The sequence below is a fragment of the Dietzia sp. DQ11-38-2 genome, assembly GCF_014145055.1.
GTDB lineage: Bacteria > Actinomycetota > Actinomycetes > Mycobacteriales > Mycobacteriaceae > Dietzia.
Window position 1 is genome coordinate 1 of the sequence record NZ_JAALDW010000192.1, and the last position, 3,674, is coordinate 3,674.

A 3,674-nucleotide genomic window follows, 5' to 3' on the forward strand; every position below is an offset into this window, starting at 1 on the left:
CCGCTCGTCGAGGTGGGGCAGGTGGGCGCGGGCACCGGGGCGTTCACGTCGCAGTGGCGCGGGGTCGAGAACATCCGTCCGGGCGGTATCCGCTACGCGGAGAGCACCGTGGGCGACCTGGTCGTCGGGGCACTGTGTGCGGTGAACGCCTACGGTGACGTCGATCCGGGGGGGACCGAGGTGGACCTCGCCAGCGTGGCGAACCTCGTGCCGCCGTTCGACTACGCCTCCGATCGCGTGCACACCACCATCGGAGTGGTGATCACCAACGCGAGGCTGGACAAGACCGCCTGCTTCGTCGTCGCCCAGGGCGCCCATGACGGCCTCTCCCGGTCCCTGACTCCGCCGCACACCCGGTACGACGGAGACGGCTTCGTCGCAGTGGCGACCGGGGAGGTGCCCGCCGACGTCGACACCGTCCGCCTCATGGCGCTCGACGCCGTCTCCCGGGCGATACGGTCCGCCGGATCCTGATCCACTCGCCTGGACGGTTCACGGAACAGAGTCGACAATTCCGGTGTTGGGCGGGACAATGACTTGTCAACCCGGGCATCGGCCCGCGGGGTCACCGACGAAAGCGCAGGAGCACCTCCAGTGAGCCGAGCCGACACACCGGCCCGATCTATCAGCCCCCTTCTCGGAAGGGGGAACACCGGATGAGCATCGCGCTCTCACTTCTCATCGGCGTGGTGGTGGTCTTGGCCATCACCGCACTCACGGGCTACTTCGTGGCCCAGGAATTCGCGTTCATGGCCGTCGACCGCTCCCGGATGGGGGCCGCGGCGGAGAAGGGCGACCCGGCCGCGTCGCGTGTCCTCGGCGTGACCAGGCGGACGTCCTTCATGCTCTCGGGCGCCCAGCTCGGGATCACCGTCACCACCCTGGTCGTCGGGTACGTCGCCGAACCGCTCATCGGTCGCTCGATCGGCGAGCTCCTCGGCCTGGCCTCCGTGCCCCAGGGGATCGGAGTGGTGGTCGGGACGGTCCTGGCGCTGCTCTTCTCGACGGTCGTGCAGATGATCTTCGGCGAGTTGGTGCCCAAGAACCTGGCCATCGCCCGACCGGAGCCGGTCGCACGCTGGCTGGCCCGGTCCACCACGATCTACCTCGCCCTGTTCGGCTGGCTCATCGGCCTGTTCGACAAGGCGTCCGAGGCCCTGCTCAGGGCCGTCGGCATCGAGCCGGTCCACGATAAGGAACACTCCGCCACCGCTCGCGACCTGGAGCACATCGTCGCCGAGTCCGAGGAGACCGGCGAGCTGTCCGAGGAACTGAGTCGACTGCTGGACAGGATGCTCGACTTCCCCGGCCAACCCGCCGAGCACGCCATGATCCCGCGCAGCCGCACCGACGTGGTGCGGGCGGAGGACACGGTCACCGAGGTCCTGTCCAAGATGGCCACCGGACACACCCGCTACCCGGTGGTCGGCGACGACTCCGACGACGTGATCGGCATCGTGGACCTCCACGACCTGCTCTCGGTGTGTGACGACGACCGAGCGGACCTCACGGCGGTGTCGACCCTCATGCGGGCACCGATCATCGTGCCGACCTCGCTGCCCCTTCCGGAGGTCGCCACCCGCCTGGGTTCCCACAAGTCCGAGATGGCGGTGGTGGTGGACGAATACGGTGGTTTCGCCGGTGTCGTGACCATGGAGGACATGGCCGAGGAGATCGTCGGCGAGATCGCGGACGAGCACGATCCCCAGCAGGCGGCCGGGACCCCGGTCAGCGAGGGACTGGGCTGGCTCCTGGCCGGTGACACCCATCTCGACGAGGTGGAACGACTGCTCGAGATCACCCTGCCCGAGGTGGACGCCGAGACCCTCGGTGGACTCGTGATCGAGACGACCGGAGACCTGCCCGAGGTGGGTGACCGCGTCGACATCCCTCTCCCCGACACAGACGTGCTGGAGGAGATCTCCGCCGACAGGGTCCTGCGGACCGAGGTGCGCAGGATCGAACGCCGCGTTCCCGCTGAGCTGCATGTCGTGGTCGAGGAGGCCGCGCGATGAACCCCACCACCACCCTGCTCGCCGCCGAGGCCGGAACGGGCCTCACCAGCAACCCGATCGTCGTGGTGCTCGCCACGATCGTCCTCATCTCCGCGTCCGCGTTCTTCGTGGCCGTCGAGTTCTCCCTGATCTCCGCGCGACGCCATCGCCTCGAGGACGCGGCGGCCTCGAGCGCCGCCGCCCGGGCGGCCCTGCGCAACGCCTCCGAGCTCACGCTGCTGCTCGCGGGGTCCCAGCTCGGGATCACGCTGTGCGCGCTGGCACTGGGCTCCATCACCAAACCCGCGGTCCACCACTGGTTCACGCCGGTGTTCGCGAGCTGGGGGTTGCCCTACTGGACGGCCGACGTCATCGCCTTCGTCCTGGCGTTGCTCATCGTGACCTTCCTCCACCTGGTGGTGGGCGAGATGGCCCCCAAGTCGTGGTCCATCACGCACCCCGAGTACTCGGCCACGCTGTTGGCGATACCGATGCGGGGCTTCCTCTGGATCACCCGCCCGCTGCTGGTGGCGCTCAACACCCTCGCCAACCGGATCCTGCACCGGATCGGGGTGGAGACCCGCGACGAGGTGGCCTCCGGCCAGGACGCCGACTCCCTCCGCGAGCTCGTCCGCCACTCCGGTGAGGCCGGCACGCTCGACGACACCCACCACCGGCAGCTGCTCAGCGCCCTGGAGCTGCAGGAACTCACCGTGGGGGACCTGCTGGGCGATCGCGGGGTCAACGCGCCCGCCGCGCCGGATGAGATGTCCTCGGTCGACGTGGACGCCTCCCCGGAGGACATCCGCGAGACCGCGCGCCGCACCGGTCATCTCCGGCTGCTGGTGCTGGACGGGGAGACCGCGGTGGGTGTGGTGCACGCGCGTGATGCGATCAACATCCAGTCGGGGGCCACCGCACGGGAGCTCATGCGGCCGAGCCTGTCGCTCGAGCACGACCTGTCGGTGGCCGAGGCGTTCCGCCGGATGCGCGAGGCGCGGGCCCACCTCGTCGTCGTCGAACAGTCCGGTGGCCACCCGGGCACCCACGTCTCCGAGGTCAGAGGGGTCCTCACGCTGGACGACGTGGTGCGGCGTCTCCTGCCGGTCACCTCCGTCTAGCTCGCGGGCCCGGACGCGGGACGGGGCCGGTCTCGGGGCGGGTCAGAACAGGCCGATCAGCCTGAGCAGGCCCCACAGCGCAAGACCCGCCATGCCGAGCAGCACCAACAGCATCAGCCCCACCGCGCCTACCGCCCGGAGCAGGTACCCGCGGGCGTCGGTGTCCACGCGTCTGCCCTCGGCGATGGTCCGGTCGACCAGTCGCAGGTTCTTGGACGTGGCCTTGTGGGCGGCGTCCGCCACGTCACCCACGAAGGGGATCACGCCGAGCACGGCGTCGACGAGGTAGTTCCAGCCCATGCGGAACAGGATGTGGACGGGGACCCGGTTGCGTATCGCCTCCGCCAACACCGCTGCCGCGACAACGGTCCCCAGCGCGTCCCCGACGACGGGTACCAGGCCGATCACCGGGTCCAGCCCCACCCGATACCGTGTGCCCGGGATGCGCACCAGATCGTCCATGACGCGCGCGAGGCCGGAGGTCACGGGGGACGACCCGGTCCTCAGCGCGACGGCATCCGGAGGCGGGGCCGCCGCGGGGTCGGCCGCCGGGCGACTG

At 70.1% G+C, this 3,674-nt stretch carries 4 protein-coding genes; 3 read left to right on the top strand and 1 reads right to left on the bottom strand.

From position 1 onward, the window contains the following. From G6026_RS07240 to G6026_RS07250, 3 genes are all read left to right on the top strand, one after another. Nucleotides 1-474: P1 family peptidase (locus G6026_RS07240; RefSeq protein ID WP_182612772.1), on the top strand; the 474-nt coding region annotated here is incomplete at its 5' end. A gap of 182 nt (nt 475-656) precedes the next feature. After that, on the top strand, nt 657-2,015 hold the full coding sequence (locus tag G6026_RS07245; RefSeq protein ID WP_182612773.1) for a hemolysin family protein: 1,359 nt from the start codon (nt 657-659) through the stop codon (nt 2,013-2,015). Next, nucleotides 2,012-3,115 (top strand): hemolysin family protein, encoded by a 1,104-nt coding sequence (locus G6026_RS07250; RefSeq protein WP_107757581.1) that lies wholly within the window; start codon nt 2,012-2,014, stop codon nt 3,113-3,115. The genes G6026_RS07245 and G6026_RS07250 overlap by 4 nt, the downstream gene beginning before the upstream one ends. 42 nt (nt 3,116-3,157) lie before the next feature. On the opposite strand, the gene G6026_RS07255 is transcribed toward G6026_RS07250, so the two are convergent. Then, nucleotides 3,158-3,601, bottom strand: a complete 444-nt coding sequence (locus tag G6026_RS07255; RefSeq protein WP_107757582.1) for a DUF4112 domain-containing protein — start codon at nt 3,599-3,601, stop codon at nt 3,158-3,160. Between the last annotated feature and the right edge of the window lie 73 nt (nt 3,602-3,674).

Coding starts and splice junctions, on each gene's coding strand:
- G6026_RS07250 (WP_107757581.1), top strand. CDS start 2,012: ATGAACCCCACCACCACCCTGCTCGCCGCCGAGGCCGGAACGGGCCTC.
- G6026_RS07245 (WP_182612773.1), top strand. CDS start 657: ATGAGCATCGCGCTCTCACTTCTCATCGGCGTGGTGGTGGTCTTGGCC.